Source organism: Kribbella sp. NPDC058245, from assembly GCF_042882005.1.
Taxonomy (GTDB): Bacteria; Actinomycetota; Actinomycetes; order Propionibacteriales; family Kribbellaceae; genus Kribbella.
This window is the reverse complement of record NZ_JBHVWY010000005.1, coordinates 463,696-480,076: the sequence shown is the minus strand read 5'-3', so window position 1 is coordinate 480,076 and position 16,381 is coordinate 463,696. Positions and strand designations below refer to the sequence as shown.

Here is a 16,381-nt window from a genome sequence, read left to right as displayed (position 1 = left end):
CCTGTCGTCCGACCTCACTGATTAGGCCAGGACGCTATGACCGGGGTGTTTCCACGTGGTCATCTCGTTGTTACGCCGCCGAAACGGCTTCCGCACACCTGCCGGTGAGCAGTGAGAGAAGCCGGGTACTGTGCGATCCACCAAGGGCGGAGGGGAACAGAGCGTGAACAACAGACGGTGGGGCTGGCGGGGCCTGATCGCCGCGGTGCTGATCGGGTGGCTGGTGCTGGGCTCGATCGGCGGGCCGGCGGTCGGCAAGCTGAGCGAGGTCCAGGAGAACGACAACGCCAACTTCCTGCCGAAGCAGGCCGAGTCGACACTGGTCGCCAACGAGTCGGCCAAGTTCGTCGACTCCAAAGCGCTCCCGTACTTCGTCCTGATCGAACGCGACTCCGGAATCACCCCGGCGGACCTGACGGCCGCGCAGGCGTTCCTCGCGAAGGTGCCGTCGCTGGATCTCGGCGGCGGGAAGAAGCTCGGCGACTATCTGGCCGCGCCCGCGAAGACCGTCGTACCGTCCGCGGACAAGAAGGCTTTGCTCCTCACCGTCGAGCTGGACGGGGACCGAGCTGATGAGGTGGTCACGGCGGGCGAGACGGTCCTGTTCGCCGCCGCCGACACAATGCGTGACGAGATCAAGCAGAATCTCACTCCGAGTGGTCTCCAGGTCTACGTGACCGGACCCGGCGGCGTGTTCGCGGACTTCGTCGTCGCGTTCAGCGGGATCGACGGGATCCTGCTCGGCGTCGCGCTCGCGGTGGTGTTCGTGATCCTGCTGATCGTCTACCGCAGTCCGATCCTGCCGATCGCCGTCCTGCTGACCGCCGTCTTCGGGCTCGCGCTGGCCGCGACGATCGTCTACCCGCTCGCGAAGCACGGCGTACTGGAGCTGAACGGGCAGAGCCAGGGCATCCTCTTCATCCTGGTCGTGGGCGCGGCGACGGACTACTCGCTGCTGCTGGTGTCGCGGTACAAGGAAGAACTGCACGACTACTCCAGCAAGTACGACGCGATGCGGATCGCCTGGCGGGCTGCCATCGAACCGATCGCGGCCAGCGCAGCCACGGTCATCCTCGGTCTGCTGTGCCTGCTCCTGTCGCAACTGGGGAGCACGAAGGGCCTTGGCCCGGTCGGTGCGATCGGTATCGCGGGTGCGCTGATCGCGTCGATGACGTTCCTGCCGGCAATCCTGCTGGCGTTCGGGCGGCGGATCTTCTGGCCGTCGGTTCCGCACGTCGATCACGTACACGCTCGCGATCAGGTCGGCGGACGTCGGCTGTGGGGTCGCGTGTCCGGGCTGGTCGGGCGGCATCCGCGCCGGGTCTGGGTGATCAGCGCACTGGCGCTGCTGGCGTGCGGTGCGTTCCTGCCGACGTTCAAGGCGAGCGGAATCTCGCAGGAAGACCTGTTCCTGAACAAGGTCGAGTCCGTCACCGGGCAAGAGGAGCTGGCCAAGCATTTCGACGCAGGAGCCGGTACGCCGGTCCAGATCCTCACGCCGTCTTCCCAGGCCGATGCCGTGGTCGCGATTGCCTCCAAGGTGGACGGGGTTGCGGCGGCATCCGCTTCGGTGGCTCCCGGCGTACCGCCGAAGGTTGTCGACGGCAAGGTTCTGGTCCAGGCGACACTGAAGGTGAAGGCCGACTCACCTGGGGCGACCAAGGTCGTCGAGCATCTACGGACCGAGCTCGACAAGGTCAGCCCGGACGTCCTGGTCGGCGGCAACACAGCGATCAACCTGGACGTCCTCGACGCGAGCCAGCGCGACCTGCGAGTCATCATCCCGACCATCCTCGCGGTCATCTTCCTCGTGCTGATGTTGTTGCTGCGCTCAGTCCTGGCTGCCGTTCTGCTTGTCGTCGCCAACGTCATCTCGTTCGGCGCCACGCTCGGCGTCAGCGCCATCTTCTTCAACCACGTCTTCGACTTCCCCGGCGCCGACCCCGCCATCCCGCTCTACGGCTTCGTCTTCCTGGTTGCCCTAGGCATCGACTACTCGATCTTCCTGATGACCCGCGTCCGGGAGGAGTCGGCGGACCAAGGCACCCGCCCCGGCATCCTCACCGGCCTCGCCGTCACCGGCGGCGTCATCACGTCGGCCGGCGTAGTCCTCGCCGCCACCTTCTCGGCGTTGGCCGTCCTGCCGATCCTCTTCCTCGTCCAGACCGCGTTCCTGGTCGCCTTCGGCGTCCTCCTGGACACGACGATCGTCCGCTCCCTCCTGGTCCCTTCCCTCGCCCACGACATCGGCGCGAGAATCTGGTGGCCCAGCAAACTCTCCCGAGAGACGGTGGACCGACGAACGGGTAGAGGTGAGTGAGGACCGGCATCCGCGGGCGGGGGCGAGGCGGCCGGAGCGTAAAACTGGCGATCACTACCCGTTCGTTCGTACACCTCCCGGCGTTTAGCCTCGGGGGATGGAGACGTTTGACGGTGTGATCGTGGTGGGTGACGGGGGCGGCGCCTGGGTTGAGGTTCCGGGTGAGGTGATCGCCGGCTTGGGCGGAGGCGGGCGGATTCCGGTGCTCGCGACCTTTGACGGGGTTGAGTACCGCGGGTCGATCGCCTCCATGGGTGGGTGCATGGCGCTCGGCGTGCTGAAGGGGATTCGAGCCGAGTTGGGCAAAACCGCAGGCGACACCGTCACCGTGACGGTTGAGCGGGACACGGCTGAGCGGACGGTCGACGTACCGGACGACTTCGCACAAGCGCTCGCCGCCGCCAACCTCCGCGGCACCTTCGACGCGCTCGCCTTCAGCCACCGCCGCGAACACGTGAACGCGATCCTCGACGCCAAGAAACCCGAGACCCGCTCACGGCGGATCACCAAGGCGCTAGAGATGCTTCTCGACCGTGCGGGCCAGGATTCCTAGGGTGGCGCGAAGACCGGCTTCGGGGATGATCGGGAAGTTCACGCGGCCGCGGTAGCGCTCCTCGATCTGGCTCCAGTCGTAGTACGACGTGACCAGGGTGCCGACGTCGCTCGACTCGAGACGGTAGCCGTAGAGGTGTTTGATGGGCGGCTGGATCGTCCCGGAGATGGTCCACTCGAGCTCGGCGTCCTCGGCGTACCGGGTGATGATCACCGTGACGTCGTACTTGCCCATCGGGAGGTCGTTCAGCGACTCCCGATCCATGTGCACGACGAACTCGTCGCCGACGGCGCCAACCGGCTGACCGTCCGCGGACTGGAGCATGCCGGAACTGTCGATGGCGACGTGGCCGCGCGGATCCCGCAGTACGGCGAAGATCTCGGCGGGCGTGGCGGCGATCTCGCGCTGGACTTCGAACCGTTCCTCGTTGGTCACGCCGCCGAGCCTACTTGCCCGCCGTGGACGGTGGTTCTCGGCGGACCACTACCGCTAACCTCGCGGAAAGAGTCGACGATGTGAGGAGCCCGGAATGGCTGACAGCACGGCGACGGACCACGGCACGTTCGCGTTGCCGACGAAGAATCTGCCCGCCCCGCAGGTCCGCGACCTGCCGGAGCCACCGACCCGGACCTGGAAGGTGGTCGGGCCCGGCATGGTCGGGGCGGGGGTGGGGCTGGCCTCGGGTGAGTTCATCCTGTGGCCGTACATCTCCAGCCAGGTCGGGCTGGTGTTCCTCTGGGGCGCCCTGGTCGGTGTGGTGATCCAGTGGTTCCTGAACATGGAGATCGAGCGGTACACGCTGGCAACTGGTGAGACAGCGTTGACCGGCTTCAACCGGTACGGCAAGCACTGGGGTCTGTTCTTCGCGATCATGACCTACTTCGCGAACATGTGGCCCGGCTGGGCGACCAGCTCGGCGTCGATGCTGACCTATCTGTTCGGCGGCGGTGATCCGCGCTGGATCGCGATCGGCATCCTGCTCGTGATCGGCCTCATCCTGACCTTCGCCCCGGTCGTGTACGTGATGCTCGAGCGGCTGATCCTGGTCAAGATCCTCGCCGTCGGACTCCTCGTCGTACTGGCGTTGATCTTCGCGATCCGGGCCAAGACGTACGACGCCCTCGGGCACGCCGTCACGCACCCGCAGTTCCCCGTCGAGCAGCTCGGATTCGCGCTGATGATGGGTGCGATCGCGTACGCCGGTGCCGGTGGCGGCCAGAATCTCGTGCAGAGCAACTGGATCCGGGACAAGGGCTTCGGCCAGGGTCTGCACGTCCCCCGCCTGACCTCACCGGTGACCGGCGAGACCGAGGCCGACCCGACGGCCAACGGCTACGTCTTCACCCCGAACGACGCCAACCTGGCCCGCTGGAAGCGCTGGTGGAAGTTCGCCAACATCGAGCAGGCCGCGACCTTCGTCGCGATCACCGTGCTGACCATCGCCTTCACCTCGATGCTCGCGCACGCCACCCTGTTCGGCGACAGCAACGTCAAGAACAACATCGGCTTCCTCAAGATCGAGGGCACCACCCTGCAGACCCTGGTCGGCGGCTGGTTCGGCTACCTGTTCTGGGCGATCGGCGCCTTCTCCCTGTTCGCCGCCGCGGCCGGCATCGTCGACTACACCTCGCGCCTGACCGCCGACATGATCAAGGCCCGCTACCTCCGGACGTCGACCGTCACCGAATCCAAACTGTACTTCGGCCTGGTCTGGGGACTCGTTGCCTTCGGCATCATCGTCCTGCTCGCCGGCCTCACCCAGCCCCTGGTCCTACTGGTCATCTCCGCCTGCACCGCCGGCACCATGATGTTCGTGTACTCCGGCCTGCTCTGGTGGATGAACTCCCGAGCCCTCCCCCGGGCCATCCGCATCACCCCGGTCCGGACCGCCGTACTGGCCTTCTCGTTCCTAGCCTTCGGCTTCCTGGCCGTCTTCACCCTCATCGACCAGCTCAAGAAGCTCTGACACCTGCGGCAACCCGCAGCGGCGGTACAACTCCAACGCCAACCGCCACTGCTCCCGAGCGGGCTCGTCCTCTCCGAGCCCGCTCAACGCCGTGCCGAGGCCCTGGCGGATCTGGGCTTCCATCTCGTCGTTGCTGCCTTGAATCATGTCGAGTGCTTCGGTGAAGGCAGCGCGGGCCGCGTCGTGGGCGGCGAGTGCCGTTTCGGCGACACCCAGCCAGCGGAGGTGTTCGGCGATGGCGGATTTGTCGCCGGCGAGCCTGATTTCCGCCAGGTGATCGCGGAGCCAGGTTCGGGCGGATTCAGGGCGGCCTGAGCGCAGGTAGCTGGCGCCGATGTCGGGGAGAAGCAGGTGGAGAATCTCTGGGCGGCTTCGACGCAGGGTAGCGGCCGCCAGGTCGAAGGCCTCGTCCTGCTCCGCGAAGCGGCCGAGGCGGCCGGCCAAGGAGCCGATGCTGAAGCGTGCGTCGCTCTCGATGATCTCGTTGCCGAGCCGGAGCGCACCCTCCAGGCCGGATCGGGCCAGCTCCGTTGCCTCGTCCAGCTGGTCGAGTCGCTCCAGATCCTGTGCGAGCGTGATCGTGCACACGACGTGGTTCAACGGATCGGTCTCCAGCGGTGCCGCTGCGATGGCCACCCTCAAGTGAGCTACCGCGGTCTCGGAGTCCGACCTGGCCGAGTAGTGCGCTGCCACGTGATAGCTGATCCGGCTCAGGGCGAAGACAGAGGCACAGGTCGGATCGTCGCGGAGCGCGGTCAGCGCAAGTTCCCCGAGTTCTGCTCCCTCGGCGTGCCGGCGGCGGATGATCCAGTACCGCATCATGCCGCCCGCGAGGATGACGACGGTTCCGCGGTCTGTCGTCGGTCGGCGGGCCGCGGCGAGGATCTCGGCCGCCTCGGCGTCCAGCCACGCCATGACTTCGTCGTACTCCAGATGCTCGACACCGGCGGTCCACTGCTCTTCGTACCAGAAGGCCTGCGAGACGCCGAGTTTCACTCGCGCTTGCCAGGCCATCGCCACGTACAGCGCCAGCACCCGCTCGCGGGCCGCCGCCGCGCGCTCGTCGGGTGCGAGCTCCCGTGCGTACGTTCGGACGAGGTCGTGGAACTGGTAGCGGCGTGGGCTGGCCGACTCCAGGAGATGCAGGTCGACGAGGTGTTCCAGCAGCGGTTCGACCTCCGACTCCGGGCGATCGACCAGGCGAGCGGCGACCTTCAGATCGAGTTCGTTGCCTTCGTGCAGGCCCAGCAGCCCGAAGATCTCCGCCGCGGCCACGTCGATGGCCGACGTACCGGCCAGCGACAGCGCGATCGACGCCCGGACACCGTCCCCGAACAGGTCGAGACGGGCACTCTCGTCGGCCAGGCGGCGGGCCAGGTCGGCGACCGTCCAGGACGGCTCGGCGGCCAGGCGGCTGCCGGCGATTCTGATTGCCAGTGGCAACGATCCGCAGCGGGCCACGACTTCGCGTGCTGCCTGCAGGTCGGTTTGGATCCGCCCCGATCCGGCGGCAGCAATCAGCAGCGCCAGTGCCTCGTCGTCCGGCAGGACAGCGAGCTCGAGTGACCGCGCGCCCGGCAGACCGACCAGGGCGCGGCGGCTGGTGACGATGACGGCGCAGGTCGACGCACCGGGAAGCAGCGGAAGAACCTGGTCGACACCGGCGGCGTCGTCCAGTACGACGAGCAGCTTGCGGGTGGCACACGCCGTTCGGAACAGACCCGCGGCCTCCTCGGTGGATTCGGGTGGTCGTTGGAGGGCGAAGCCCAGTTGCTGGAGAAGGGTGTTCAGCGCCTCCAGCGGCGTCATCGGTTCGCCGATGCCGAAGCCGCGGAGGTTCACGTAGAGCACACCGTCACCGAACCGGCCCGTCAGCTCACGCGCGACGCGCACGGCCAGCGCGGTCTTCCCCACACCGCCCATCCCTGCGATCGCCGAAATCACGACGACGCCCGGCGCCTGTCCACCACCAGTCAGCAGATCGGAGACCGCGGCGATCTGCTCGACCCGGCCAACGAAGTCCGCCACGTCGTTCGGTAGCCGCTCCGCCGACGGCCGCGCAGCCGCCGCCTGCAGCTCAGCTCGCGCGTCCGCGTCGAGGCCCAGCCCGTCGCTCAGCAGCTCGACAGTCTTCACCCGCGGCGACCGCCGACGCCCCGTCTCCAACGTCTTGATCGCCTCGACGCTGACCCCGGACGCCGCCGCGAGCTGCTCCTGCGACAACCCGGCCGCCTTGCGGAACTTCCGGAGTACCGGGCCGAAGTCAGCCATCGGACTTCACCAATCTGCGAATGTCAGCTGCTTGCGGGGAGCCGTGGCGGGTCAAGAGGTCCAGGGCGGATTGCCATTGGGCGCCGGCTTCGATGGGGCGGGCGGCGGCGTGGAGGACGTGGCCGAGGCGTTCGCGGACGCGGGCTTCGGCTTGCCAGGTTCCTTGGACTCTGTGGAGGGAGGCGCGGAGGTGGTGTTCGGCGAGGTCGAGGCGGCCGCGGGCCAGTTCGACGCGGCCGAGGCCTTCGAGGGCCTCGGCGACGGCGAACTCGTCGCCGTCCTCGAGCGCCGCGGTCCGGGCTTCTTCGAGGTACGACGACGCGGAGTCGAGCCGGCCGGTTTCGCGGTAGGACAGGCCGGCGAGGCAGAGCAGCCAGTAGCGCTCGTGGGGCGTGCCCAGGCGTCGTATCACCTCGACGGCGCGGTCGAGCTCGCGGTCCTGGGCAGCGGTGTCGCCTTGTTTGCCGGCGGCCAGGCCGAGGATGAGGCGGCCTTCGGCTTCGGCGACCTCGTCGCCGCTGCGGAGGGCGACGGCGACGCCGCGGGAGGCGGAGGCGATTGCTTCGTCGAGGCGGTCGAGATCGACCAGGTAGTGGCCGAGGAAGACCTCGGCCTCGATGTAGGCCCGGTCGTACGAGCGAATCTCGGGCGCCGCCAACGCCATGGTCATGTAGTCGACCGCTCGTTGGTGCAGACCGGCCGAGGCGCACTGCTGTGCGACCTCGAAGGGCAACAGGGCGGCGGCGAACGGGTCGGTGAGCGACTCCGGTACGCCGAGCGCCAGCGTGCCCAGCAGCACACCGTCGGAGTGCCGGCGGCGGACGTAGCAGTACGGCAGCAGACCCAGTACGACGCGAGCCAGCACCGCGCGAGACCCGGTCGCGGTAGCACGTCGTACGGCGCCGATGATCTCGTCGATCTCCTCGTCGAACCACGCGAAGATCTCGTCGAGGGTGAACTGCTCCGCGCCGGCCACCCAACTGTCGTCGTACCAGGCCTTGGAGAGGTCGTCGGCGAACCGGGCCATCCGGGTACGCCAGCCCATCGCGAGGCACAGCTGGAGGACTCGCAGTTGCGCGGCTTCGCGGGCCCCGGCGTCGGTCAGGGCGGCGGTCGTCTCCTTGACGTAGCTGCGGACCAGGTCGTGCATGCGGTACCGATGCGGGCCGACGGACTCGATCAGGTACAGATCGACCAGGCGCTCCAACCGGCGGCTCACGTCATCGACGGGCAGGTCGAGCAGCGCCGCGGCGACGCGCACGTTGAGTTCGTCGCCCTCGTGCAGCCCGAGGAGCTTGAACGCGGCAACGGCGTCGGTGTCGCGCTCGGTCGCCGCGGCCAGGGAGAACTCGATGCTCGCCCGTACGTCGCGGTCGGCGGTCGCCAGCTCGTCCAGCCGGTGCCGGCTGGTCTCCAATCGCCGTACCAGGTCGGCGACCGCCCAGGTGGGTTCGTCCGCGAGCCGGGCGCCGGCCAGGTGGAGCGCGAGCGGAAGACCACCGCACAACCGGACGATCGCCAACGCGTTCACCGGATCGCGAGCAATCCGGTTGTCGCCGACAATCTGGGCCAGCATCTCGATGCCGTCCTGATCCGGCAGTACGTCGAGCATCACGTGCACGACACCGGGCAGCGCGGTCATCGCCCGGCGGCTGGTGATCAGCACCGCGCAGGTTGATGCCCCCGGCAACAATGGCGCCACCTGGGCCGCATCGGCCGCGTTGTCGAGAACCACCAGGACGCGGCGGCCGGACAGCGCCGACCGGTAGCGCGAGGCTGCTTCGTGGGCGTCGCCTGGATCATCCGGACCCTGTACGCCGAGGCTGTCCATCAACCGGCTGAGAGCCTCCGGCACGGTCATCGGCCGGCCCGGTCCGAAGCCGCCCAGGTTGAGGTACAGCTGGCCATCTGGGTACCGATCGGCGACCAGATGGGCCATATGAACAGCCAAGGCGGTCTTGCCGATGCCGCCCATCCCGCCGATGGCGGACGTCACCACGACACCGGGCCGCGACTCCTGCGCGGTGAAGGTCTTCTCGAGCTCAGCCACCTGGTCCTCGCGGCCGACGAAGGCGTAGACGTCATCCGGCAGCTCACGCGGGATGGTGACCCGGGCCTTCGTCCGGGCGCCGGCCGTGTAGAGCTCCGCGCGCTGCTGCGGAGCCAACCGCAGCCCTTCGGCCAGGAGCCTGAGCGTGCCCGACCGCGGATGCCGGCGGCGGCCGGACTCCAGGGTCTTGATCGCTTCGACGCTCACACCAGATGAGGCCGCCAGCCGCTCCTGCGACAGACCGGCAGCCTTGCGGAACTTCCGCAGTACTGGGCCGAACTCAGTGGTCATAAGGCTGGGTGGCGCCGTTGACCGTCGTGAAAAGGGAGTAGATGGACGTGGTGGCGGTGATGAAGAGACGGTTGCGCTTGGCGCCGCCGAAGGTCAGGTTGGAGACGGTCTCGGGAACGTGCAGCTTGCCCAGCAGCGTGCCGTCCGGGTGATAGACGTGGACGCCGTCCGCGGCCGAGGCCCAGACGCGGCCGGCGGTGTCGATCCGGATCCCGTCGAAGGCGCCGTTCCCGCACTCGGCGAAGACCTCGCCGCCGCTGATCCGGTCGCCGTCCACCTGGAACACCCGCAGGTGCGCGCGCTCGGTGTCTGTGATGTAGATCAGCGACTCGTCCGGCGAGAAGGCCAGTCCGTTCGGTCCGTCGAAGTCATCGGCAACCCGGGTCAGGACGCCGTCCGCTACTCGATAGACATGGCAGCCGTTGGTCTCGATCTCCCCGGCGTTGCCCTCGTAGTCGCTGGAGATCCCGTACGACGGATCCGTGAACCAGACCGAGCCGTCCCGCTTGACCACGACGTCGTTCGGGCTGTTGAACCGGTGGCCCTCGTAGGAGTCGGCCAGCACGCTGATCCGCCCGTTGTGCTCGGTCCGGGTGACCCGGCGGTTGCCGTGCTCACAGCTGACCAGGCGACCCTCCTGGTCGAGGGTGTGACCGTTCGTGTTCCCGGCCGGCGTCCGGAAGGCAGAGACCTGGTACGACGTCTCGTCCCAGCGCAGGATGCGGTCGTTCGGGATGTCGCTCCAGAGCAGATACCGCCCGGCCGGCGAGTAGACCGGCCCCTCGACCCACCGCCCACCCGTCCACAGCCGCTCCAGGTGGTTGTCACCCCGGATCCCGCCGAACCGGTCGTCGAACTTCTCCCACTCCGCCGGAACGGTCCCCGCCAACGGTTCAAGGATGGTCATCCGCACACTCCCAGGTCGAGGCATCAGCGCGAGCCTATTGTGATCGCCGACCGCCATCACCCACCAACTCCCGTGCGACACGCCCGGCCACGCTCAGCGCCGCGCCGGTCGGGGCCGCTGAGCGACGTTGGTGGGTGACCCAGGTCGGCCGACTGTGACGAACAACCTCCCCAGGTCCAGAGTTTGGACTCTAGAGTGGCCCCAGGCTTGGAAGGAGTCGTCTGTGTCTGAGAGCAAGCAGATCACCAAGGTGCTGGTCGCCAACCGGGGCGAGATCGCGGTCCGGGTCGTCCGGGCGGCGGCCGACGCCGGGCTGGGCAGCGTCGCCGTGTACGCCGACCAGGACCGGGACGCACTGTTCGTCCGGCTGGCCGACGAGGCGTACGCGCTGGACGGGTCGACCCCGGCCGACTCCTACCTGAACATTGCCAAGATCCTGGACCTGGCGGCCCGCTCCGGTGCGGACGCGGTGCACCCGGGCTACGGCTTCCTGGCCGAGAACGCCGAGTTCGCCCAGGCCGTCATCGACGCCGGGCTGATCTGGATCGGCCCGCCGCCGTCCGCGATCGACTCGCTCGGTGACAAGGTCAAGGCGCGGCACATCGCCGAGAAGGTCGGCGCGCCGCAGGTCCCCGGTACGCCGAACCCGGTGGCCGGCGCCGACGAGGTGGTCGCGTTCGCCCAGGAATACGGCCTGCCGATCGCGATCAAGGCGGCGTACGGCGGTGGCGGCCGCGGCATGAAGGTCGCCCGCACCCTGGAAGAGATCCCGGAGCTGTTCGAGTCCGCGACCCGCGAGGCGGTCAGCGCGTTCGGCCGCGGCGAGTGCTTCGTCGAGCGGTACCTCGACAAGCCGCGGCACGTCGAGACCCAGTGCCTGGCCGATGCCCACGGCAACGTCGTGGTCGTCTCCACCCGGGACTGCTCGCTACAGCGCCGCTACCAGAAGCTGGTCGAGGAGGCGCCCGCGCCGTTCCTCACCTCGGACCAGCTCGAGACTTTGTACAAGTCCTCCAAGGCGATCCTGCGCGAGGCCGGGTACGTCGGCGCCGGGACCTGCGAGTTCCTGGTCGGCCAGGACGGGCTGATCTCGTTCCTCGAGGTGAACACCCGCCTGCAGGTCGAGCACCCGGTGAGTGAAGAGGTCACCGGCCTCGACCTGGTCCGGGAGATGTTCCGGATCGCCAACGGCGAGGAGCTCGGGTACGACGACCCCGCGGTGAGCGGTCACTCGATCGAGTTCCGGATCAACGCCGAGGACGGCGGCCGCGGCTTCCTGCCCGCACCCGGCACGCTGACCAAGTGGAAGCCCCCGAGCGGCCCAGGCGTCCGGATCGACGGCGGGTACGACGAGGGCGAGACCGTCCCCGGCGCCTTCGACTCGCTGGTCGCCAAGCTGATCGTCACCGGCCGCGACCGCACCCAGGCGCTCGAGCGGTCCCGCCGGGCGCTGCGCGAGTTCGTCGTCGAGGGCATGCCGACCGTGGTCCCGTTCCACACCGCGGTCGTCTCGGACCCGGCGTACGTGGGCGACGACGGCTTCAAGGTGCACACCCGCTGGATCGAGACCGAGTACGACAACCAGCTCACGCCGTACGACGGCCCGACCGCCGACGCGCCTGAGGACGCGGAGCGCGAGAAGGTCACCGTCGAGGTCGGCGGCAAGCGGCTCGAGGTCGCCCTGCCCGCCGGGTTCGGGGTTTCTGCCGGCGGTGCTGCCGCGGGCGCCGGCGCTGGCGCGAAGAAGAAGCCGGCCCGTCGGGCCGGCGGTTCGGGCAAGTCGGCCGCCGCCTCGGGTGACTCGCTGACATCGCCGATGCAGGGCACGATCGTGAAGCTGGCCGTCGAGGAAGGCGCGACGGTCGCCGCGGGCGATCTGATCGTCGTCCTCGAGGCGATGAAGATGGAGCAGCCGCTGAACGCGCACAAGGCCGGCACCGTGACCGGCCTGACCGCCGAGGTCGGCGCCACCGTGTCGGCCGGCGCCGTCCTCTGCGAGATCAAGGATTAGTAGCTGAGCGTGCCCTTGACGACATAGCCACCCTTGCCGGTCACCGGTGAGAGCAGGACGATGAAGCACTCGCCCTTCTCGACGCCGGTGGCCAGGGTGTGGCTCGGGGCCTTCTTGGTGAAGGTCTGGAGGTCGCCCAGGTCGGCTCCTTCACACCGCTCGACGAAGACCTTGGTGTTCTTCTCCAGGGTGGTCAGGTTCAGCTTGATGTCGCCGCCGGTGGCCACGTAGGTGCCACCGGTCGACCAGGCCTTGCTGTCGACCGTGACGAGGTGCTGGTAGGGCTGCGTCGTCCGCGCCTGCACCGGCGCCGCGTGCGCCGCCATCGGAACCACGGCCAGCGCCGCCACGCCCAGTGCCGCCCCGATCGTTCGAACCTTCATGCTGAGCTCCCTTGGTGTGGATACCGAGTATCTAGATACCCAGTATGCACAGCAGAGGGTCACCGCGCCTACCCACTTTTCCTACTTGAACACTGTTCAGGTTCGGGCTACAGTTCCTTGAACGGTGTTCAAGTCGAGAAGGGTGAGGACGATGGAGCTTCAGGAATTCGTGGCCGCCAAGGCTGCCGAGCTGGGCGTGCCAGGCGCGGCGATCGGCGTACTGATCGATGGTCAGGAGGTGTTCTCCGGCCACGGAGTGCCGCGGATCGGCGGTTCCGAGGCGATCGACCGGGACACGCTCTTCCACATCGCGTCGGTCTCGAAGACCTTCACCGCGACCGCGCTGATGCGGCTCGTTGCCGAGGGCAAGGTCGAGCTCGACGCCCCGGTACGGCGTTATGTCCCGGAGCTGCGCCTGGTCGACGAGGACGTGGCTGAGCGGATCACGGTCCTGCAGCTGCTGAACCACACGGCCGGACTCGACTGGGGCGTGGCCGGTAGCTTCGACCTGACGCTGGCTCAGTTCGTCGAGAGGCTGGCCGAGCTGCCGCTCATCGCCGAGCCGGGCGCAAGGTCGTCGTACAGCCAGGCCGGGTTCAACCTGGCCGGCCGGATCATCGAGACCGTGACCGGCCTGCCGTACGAGAAGGCGATGGCCCAACTGCTGTTCGAGCCGCTCGGTCTGACGAACACGGTCTTCGATCTGGACGACGTGATGATGCGGAAGTTTGCCGTCGGCTACAACCCGGACGAGCACGGCGTTCTCCAGCCGGCCACACCATGGAAAGCCTGGGCGGCCGGGGACCACGGCAACAATCCGGGTGGTGGCGTGGTGTCGACCGTTGGCGATCTGTTGCGGTGGGCAAGGTTCCACCTGGGCAGTGGTGACGGACTGATGTCAGCCGCGGTACTGCACAGCATGCGCGACGAGACCATCGCACTGCGGGCCAGCTCGCTCGGTGACGGACTGGGGGTCGGCTGGTTCCGGAAAACCATCCACGGGGTACTGACGATCGGCCACGGCGGTTCGGGAAACGGACAGTACGCCGACCTCCTCGTCGTACCGGCTGCTGGTTTTGCCGTTGTCTCGTTGACGAACTCCGGACCTGAGGGCTATCAACTCAACCAGGCCGTGCTCCGGTGGGCGCTTGAGCACTACCTCGGTCTGGTCGAGAGCGAGCCTTCGCCACTCCCGTACGACGATGCGCGCGCCCGGGAGCTGGCGGGTCGCTATCAGAACGATGCGATGAACGTGGACTTCGTTGCCAATGGCACCGGAATCACCATCGCCGTCGAAATCAAGCCGGAACTCCGGGCCGGCTCTGATGCCGAGATGCCGCCGGACCTCGCGGCCGCGTCGCTCGAGCTCCTGGCGGACGACGAGTTCATCGTCACGGGTGGCGCCTTGGCGGGTCAGCGCGGCTACTTCACCCGCGGTGCGGACGGCCGGATCACCGGTGGTGACCTGGCCGGCCGCCTGTTCGCCCGGGCTAGCGGGTGATGTTCGCCGAGTAGGCGTACCAAACCGTGGCCGACGACGCGACGTACGCGCGATACGCCCGGCTGCGGTTGGTGGCGATGGTGTAAGTCGCGGCACCGGTCGAGCCGGGCACGACGTACCCAAGATCCTTCCAGGTCGAGGAACCCGGGTCCTTGGACTGGAAGAGCACCCGCATGAACCCTCCCCAGTCCGAACGAATCGCCGCAGCATCCTGGTCTACGCCCGAACCCACCAACCACCAACGCACGAGCAGACCTTGGAGATCAATGGCTGCCGAGATCGATACTGATGATGAACACCACCGCATGGGCATCGCTGCCGGGTGATACGCGATAGGTCCGATTGAACCGGTAGTCGATCCGGCCGGCACCAGTGATCTCGTAGTGATAGACACCGGACGTCCCATCCGGCTTGGCTGCGAAGTGCTTGCCCTTCATAGCCGTGACCGTGCCTAGTTTCGGGGGCCTGTCCGGTTGCTGTGTGAGGTGGTCCCATGCCTGCTGCGCATTTTGCAGTCCGCACCGATCCGCCAGATCTCGCCACATCTGCTGATGTTTCCGGTGCACCAGCAAACGCCACTGCGGCGCCTGGTCAGGCCGCCCTTCCGGAGCTCTGGCCGCGACATACGGCCGGTATCGCCCCGGCTGAGGGCCGGTCGATTGATTCACCGCGAGTTACTCCTCGCCTGGACGGCCGACCTCGACCCAGTCATCAGGGTCGATGGAGTCTGCGCTGAGAATCTCTTGTGCTACAGCGTCGTTAAGGGTTCTGGCGCTCCGTTTCCAACCTTCCAGTTCCGCATCCATCAGGCTCATGTCGTCGCCCGCGGCCGCCCTGATGAGCGCCGCATTCATCTCATAGCGGAAGGTGATGAGATCGTCTTCGTCGAACACCGCGACGAAGGCCCACTCTCCGAAGTCGGCAGCGCGACGATCAGCACGCGGACGCGCCAAGGCGTTGTCGAGCATCAAGTACGCAACGGCGTAGTCGCGCATCGCGGCCAGGTGCGTCAAGTTCGCCGCGCGCAGCATCACCAGCGATTCGCCCTCAGGCGTGCGTAGTTGCGCCTGACCATTGCGGGCTGCATCGATGAACTCCCGCCGGGCACTGCCCGCCAGATCGGACGTTTGGTAGATGCGGTCACGCGTTGCGCTCATCGCCACCCCCTCCATCATCACCAAGATCTTACATAAGATCCTGGCAGCAAGGGTAGCGCGTGGCCGGCGCATCGCCCAGGGATCGAGCGAGCCTGCTTACCGGACATCACTCAGAGCAAGCGCTTGCCAGGTCTTCGCGACGTACTCGGAGACAGGCAGGAGGTTGGCCGACGCATGGGCGACCAGTATTCGTTCGACGTGCGCCAGGAGGCCCTTGACCAGGGCGGCAGCGGGTACGCCCGGGCGATTGGCTACGACATACAGAAGGGCGCCGAACTGGTGCACCACCGCACACATGTCATCGAGGTCAAGGTTCTTCTGGATTCCCCACGGCTGACCGCCGGCACGAACCACCACGTGGGCAATCAGACAGGTCTGTGCAGCCGCCAGCCCAAGATTCGCCTGCCGTGCGTCTTGCTCCGTGCCGTCTTCGGGCACATAAACCACTTCGACGAGCTCGCTGATGATCTCCGCGACAGGGCAGCCGGACAGCTCGGACACCATGTCGATCAGATCGCCGAGTGTGGACGACATCGCGAAGTAGCACGCCTCCGCCAATTCGCGATTCACCACATGGCTGAGGTGATGGTTGATGAAACCGCAGACCGTGTTGACCATGTCGTCGCCGTGATCGTCGAGGTACTCGTCGATGAGTCGATCGCGGAGCTTCAGATCGCGCGCTACCACGTGCGCAGCGATGATCTCCTGTGCGCATCGTCTGACCTCACGATGCTGGTCGACAATCTCCCCCACTACTAGCCCCTTCCCCCGCAGTCATGTTGCCACATCATCACCCTGTGTTACCAGTTGCCGCGGACGCTTCCCTTACACCGCTACTCCTCACCGCGCTCGGCACCCCGGTCGGGCACCGGCCGTCTCCCCCGCAACCGCCGTTCGCGTCCGGACGCGGCAAAGGAACTGCCGCCGCGTAGCGGTGTCCTTTGGCTCGCTTATAGTCACCGGGTTCAGGT

Annotated in this window: 14 protein-coding genes; 5 read left to right on the top strand and 9 right to left on the bottom strand. The window is 67.5% G+C overall.

Annotation, left to right across the window (positions count from 1 at the left end; genetic code table 11):
* The first annotated feature begins 163 nt into the window (after positions 1–163).
* Both ACFVWG_RS14480 and ACFVWG_RS14475 read left to right on the top strand, forming a co-directional pair.
* Positions 164–2,320: an MMPL family transporter gene (locus tag ACFVWG_RS14480; protein ID WP_391543713.1), complete on the top strand. Its 2,157-nt coding sequence runs from the start codon at positions 164–166 to the stop codon at positions 2,318–2,320.
* Positions 2,321–2,417: 97 nt separating this feature from the next.
* A complete protein-coding gene (locus ACFVWG_RS14475) occupies positions 2,418–2,873 on the top strand; it encodes a YdeI/OmpD-associated family protein (RefSeq protein ID WP_391543712.1) in 456 nt (151 codons plus the stop codon).
* Here the strand turns inward: ACFVWG_RS14475 and ACFVWG_RS14470 are convergent.
* Positions 2,835–3,308, bottom strand: a complete 474-nt coding sequence (locus ACFVWG_RS14470) for a polyketide cyclase (RefSeq protein ID WP_391543711.1) — start codon at positions 3,306–3,308, stop codon at positions 2,835–2,837. The two genes, ACFVWG_RS14475 and ACFVWG_RS14470, sit on opposite strands and share 39 nt — an antisense overlap.
* A gap of 94 nt (positions 3,309–3,402) precedes the next feature.
* On the opposite strand from ACFVWG_RS14470, the gene ACFVWG_RS14465 reads away from it, so the two are divergent.
* On the top strand, positions 3,403–4,839 hold the full coding sequence (locus tag ACFVWG_RS14465; RefSeq protein WP_391543710.1) for an Nramp family divalent metal transporter: 1,437 nt from the start codon (positions 3,403–3,405) through the stop codon (positions 4,837–4,839).
* Here ACFVWG_RS14465 and ACFVWG_RS14460 read toward each other — a convergent pair.
* The 3 genes from ACFVWG_RS14460 to ACFVWG_RS14450 are packed head-to-tail and all read right to left on the bottom strand — an operon-like array spanning position 4,783 to position 10,358.
* Complete coding sequence (locus ACFVWG_RS14460; protein ID WP_391543709.1) at positions 4,783–7,110, bottom strand: NB-ARC domain-containing protein; 2,328 nt, start codon at positions 7,108–7,110, stop codon at positions 4,783–4,785. The two genes, ACFVWG_RS14465 and ACFVWG_RS14460, sit on opposite strands and share 57 nt — an antisense overlap.
* The gene (locus tag ACFVWG_RS14455; protein ID WP_391543708.1) at positions 7,103–9,451 is read right to left on the bottom strand and encodes an ATP-binding protein; all 2,349 of its coding nucleotides are present in this window, start codon (positions 9,449–9,451) and stop codon (positions 7,103–7,105) included. The genes ACFVWG_RS14460 and ACFVWG_RS14455 overlap by 8 nt, the downstream gene beginning before the upstream one ends.
* A complete protein-coding gene (locus ACFVWG_RS14450; protein ID WP_391543707.1) occupies positions 9,441–10,358 on the bottom strand; it encodes an SMP-30/gluconolactonase/LRE family protein in 918 nt (305 codons plus the stop codon). Before ACFVWG_RS14450 ends, ACFVWG_RS14455 begins: the two co-directional genes overlap by 11 nt.
* 223 nt (positions 10,359–10,581) lie before the next feature.
* On the opposite strand from ACFVWG_RS14450, the gene ACFVWG_RS14445 reads away from it, so the two are divergent.
* Entirely contained in the window at positions 10,582–12,369 is a 1,788-nt protein-coding gene (locus ACFVWG_RS14445) for an acetyl/propionyl/methylcrotonyl-CoA carboxylase subunit alpha (protein ID WP_391543706.1), read from the top strand.
* On the opposite strand, the gene ACFVWG_RS14440 is transcribed toward ACFVWG_RS14445, so the two are convergent.
* Entirely contained in the window at positions 12,366–12,752 is a 387-nt protein-coding gene (locus ACFVWG_RS14440; protein ID WP_391543705.1) for a hypothetical protein, read from the bottom strand. The two genes, ACFVWG_RS14445 and ACFVWG_RS14440, sit on opposite strands and share 4 nt — an antisense overlap.
* Positions 12,753–12,903: 151 nt before the next feature.
* On the opposite strand from ACFVWG_RS14440, the gene ACFVWG_RS14435 reads away from it, so the two are divergent.
* Positions 12,904–14,253 (top strand): serine hydrolase domain-containing protein, encoded by a 1,350-nt coding sequence (locus ACFVWG_RS14435; RefSeq protein ID WP_391543704.1) that lies wholly within the window; start codon positions 12,904–12,906, stop codon positions 14,251–14,253.
* Here the strand turns inward: ACFVWG_RS14435 and ACFVWG_RS14430 are convergent.
* From ACFVWG_RS14430 to ACFVWG_RS14415, 4 genes are all read right to left on the bottom strand, one after another.
* Positions 14,243–14,428, bottom strand: a complete 186-nt coding sequence (locus tag ACFVWG_RS14430; protein WP_391543703.1) for a hypothetical protein — start codon at positions 14,426–14,428, stop codon at positions 14,243–14,245. The two genes, ACFVWG_RS14435 and ACFVWG_RS14430, sit on opposite strands and share 11 nt — an antisense overlap.
* Positions 14,429–14,516: 88 nt before the next feature.
* Complete coding sequence (locus ACFVWG_RS14425) at positions 14,517–14,921, bottom strand: hypothetical protein (protein WP_391543702.1); 405 nt, start codon at positions 14,919–14,921, stop codon at positions 14,517–14,519.
* A gap of 6 nt (positions 14,922–14,927) precedes the next feature.
* Positions 14,928–15,428: a hypothetical protein gene (locus tag ACFVWG_RS14420; RefSeq protein WP_391543701.1), complete on the bottom strand. Its 501-nt coding sequence runs from the start codon at positions 15,426–15,428 to the stop codon at positions 14,928–14,930.
* A gap of 78 nt (positions 15,429–15,506) precedes the next feature.
* On the bottom strand, positions 15,507–16,163 hold the full coding sequence (locus ACFVWG_RS14415) for a hypothetical protein (RefSeq protein WP_391543700.1): 657 nt from the start codon (positions 16,161–16,163) through the stop codon (positions 15,507–15,509).
* Positions 16,164–16,381: the final 218 nt, after the last annotated feature.

What these genes read in the sequence shown, in the direction of transcription:
- ACFVWG_RS14475 (WP_391543712.1), top strand. Translation starts at nt 2,418, where the DNA reads ATGGAGACGTTTGACGGTGTGATCGTGGTGGGTGACGGGGGCGGCGCC.
- ACFVWG_RS14465 (WP_391543710.1), top strand. Translation starts at nt 3,403, where the DNA reads ATGGCTGACAGCACGGCGACGGACCACGGCACGTTCGCGTTGCCGACG.
- ACFVWG_RS14460 (WP_391543709.1), bottom strand. Translation starts at nt 7,110, where the DNA reads ATGGCTGACTTCGGCCCGGTACTCCGGAAGTTCCGCAAGGCGGCCGGG.
- ACFVWG_RS14455 (WP_391543708.1), bottom strand. Translation starts at nt 9,451, where the DNA reads ATGACCACTGAGTTCGGCCCAGTACTGCGGAAGTTCCGCAAGGCTGCC.
- ACFVWG_RS14450 (WP_391543707.1), bottom strand. Translation starts at nt 10,358, where the DNA reads ATGACCATCCTTGAACCGTTGGCGGGGACCGTTCCGGCGGAGTGGGAG.
- ACFVWG_RS14440 (WP_391543705.1), bottom strand. Translation starts at nt 12,752, where the DNA reads ATGAAGGTTCGAACGATCGGGGCGGCACTGGGCGTGGCGGCGCTGGCC.
- ACFVWG_RS14435 (WP_391543704.1), top strand. Translation starts at nt 12,904, where the DNA reads ATGGAGCTTCAGGAATTCGTGGCCGCCAAGGCTGCCGAGCTGGGCGTG.
- ACFVWG_RS14430 (WP_391543703.1), bottom strand. Translation starts at nt 14,428, where the DNA reads ATGCGGGTGCTCTTCCAGTCCAAGGACCCGGGTTCCTCGACCTGGAAG.
- ACFVWG_RS14420 (WP_391543701.1), bottom strand. Translation starts at nt 15,428, where the DNA reads ATGATGGAGGGGGTGGCGATGAGCGCAACGCGTGACCGCATCTACCAA.